General features: G+C 65.6%; 1 protein-coding gene. It reads right to left on the bottom strand.

The features are described from left to right. Positions 1-9: 9 nt before the first annotated feature. Complete coding sequence (locus NKJ06_RS35390) at positions 10-1,242, bottom strand: IS4 family transposase (protein ID WP_352636332.1); 1,233 nt, start codon at positions 1,240-1,242, stop codon at positions 10-12. Positions 1,243-1,455 lie beyond the last annotated feature (213 nt).

The raw sequence follows: 1,455 nt of genomic DNA, 5'->3' as shown, positions 1-1,455 counted from the left end.
CTATCGGATTCACACATTTCGCAGTCCGAGGTTGGCGCCGTATTTGATGGCCCAGAATTCGGCGAGGCCGATGCGCATGACCTTTGGGCCGGGCTTGCCGTAGTAGCCGGTCCAGCCGCCGAGGCGTGCGATGACCCAGGCGGCGAAGGCCAGAGAGCCTTTGGGATGGGGATTGCGTTGTCGCTCGGTTTTGCCTTCGAGCTTGGCTGAGACAGCTTCGAGGATGGTCTGGTCGTCGGGATCGAAAGCATCGCTGAGGCGCTGATCGGTGTTGCCGTCGCGGGCCTGCACGAGTTGCTTGATGGTGACGGCGGCGATCGTGGCAGCGGCGGCGAAGTTGATCATGGCGTGCGGATCGCCGATGTCGGCGGCCTCGATATCGAAGCCCGCCGTCTTGAGGGTGCGGAAGAACTCCTCGATGGTCCAGCGCGACCGGTAGAGGTCGACGATACGGCGCGCTTCGACCTTGGTGGCGACACAGTGGGTTGTCAGCAACCGCCAATGCACCGGTTCGCTGCCCTCTTCCGGTTTCGACACCTCGCGAACATCGACCAGTGTTAAATCGACCGTCTCGGGCAACGCCGGATCGGCTGCATTGAGCGGCCGGCGCACCGCCACCGGGGCGAAGCGCAGCGCAAGTTCGGCGTCTCGCGCTCGTCGCCCGGGCGCAGCGGGGATGGTCACGGCAAAGCGGCCTTGCTCGGGCTGGGCGTCGATGAAGGCGAGCAGCAAGTCTGGCCCTTCTTGCGGCGCCTCGATGCGCCGGTTCTGGCAGGCCCGCACGATCAGGTCGACATTGTGCGGGCGCTCCGCGAAGAGTTCGTAAAAGTCGCTCTCGCGGTCCGACACCATGGTGATGCTGGCCGCACCATCCAGAACCGCGCCAGCCTGCTTGGTCGCGTCGATCCAGCGCCGCGACTCCTTATTGGCCGTCACCCGCTGGCGCCGCGGCGCCAGTTCACCCGCGTTGCGGTTCCAGACCTGCATCGAGACCAGGCCCAGCAGCGCTCCCGTGCCGGCCTCCAACGCCAGCACGGGGTGCAGCAGCAGGCCTGCCACGTTGCCCCTGCCGACCGGGCCATAGCCGGCTCGCGCCCGCCGGCTGCCCAGCACCAACTCCGAGGTGTCTTGCACGGCAACGACATGACGACCCGCCACGCGCCGTCCGGTCAGCCTTCCGGCATGGAGCGACATCTCTGCCGCCGTTACCGAAGGGTTGCGCAAAAGCCGCGTGAATTGCATTTCGGCCGCCCGTTTGCCTCCGAGCCGCCGGATACACGATCCAGGCCGCGCCACCAGCGCCCGATGCAAGCAGACCCCCCTTTTTCCAGGCGGCGATCGCCAAATCGCCCCAGCCCGTACTCGATCCCGGTCATTCAAACCTCCTTCAGCGTCCCGGCCCAAATAGAATCGAGCTTCGCCCCAAAACGCAACCGAGATGTGTGAATGCAATAG

The sequence above is a fragment of the Mesorhizobium sp. M0293 genome (genome assembly GCF_040321735.1).
Classification (GTDB): domain Bacteria; phylum Pseudomonadota; class Alphaproteobacteria; order Rhizobiales; family Rhizobiaceae; genus Mesorhizobium.
This window is presented reverse-complemented; position numbering and strand designations above follow the sequence as displayed.